The 468-nt window shown below is 69.7% G+C and carries 1 pseudogene; it reads left to right on the top strand.

Annotated features, from left to right (window positions below):
- Positions 1 to 468: pseudogene (gene dnaE2, locus GVL52_RS31940) on the top strand (error-prone DNA polymerase); the annotation flags it as partial.

Here is a 468-nt window from a genome sequence, read left to right as displayed (position 1 = left end):
GCACCGCTTCGAGCAGGCACTGATGGAAGGCATGCGCAAGAACGGGTATTCGGAGGAATTCTCCCAGCGCATCTACCAGCAGATGCTGGGCTTCGGCGAATACGGCTTCCCCGAGAGCCATGCCTACAGCTTCGCGCTGCTGGCCTATGCGAGCAGCTGGTTCAAGTGCCATGAGCCGGCCTGCTTCCTGGTGGCCTTGCTCAATTCGCAGCCCATGGGCTTCTACACCCCCTCGCAGCTGGTGCAGGACGCGCGGCGCCACGGCCTGCGCGTGCTGCCGGCCGACGCCGTGCACAGCGGCTGGGACAGCACGCTCGAAGGGCCTGATGAACCCTTGCCGGGCGTGCAGGAGGCGCAACCCGCCGTGCGCCTGGGCCTGCACCTGGTCGCGGGCTTCGGGGAGGCGGCGGCGCAGCGGCTCGCGCAGGCGCGCGCCGCGCGCCCGTTCGCCGACGTGCAGGACCTCGC

The organism is Rhizobium sp. 18055 (assembly GCF_902706285.1).
Lineage (GTDB): Bacteria > Pseudomonadota > Alphaproteobacteria > Rhizobiales > Rhizobiaceae > Rhizobium.
The sequence above is the reverse complement of the archived record's forward strand: the minus strand, read 5'-3'. Positions and strand labels throughout refer to the sequence as shown.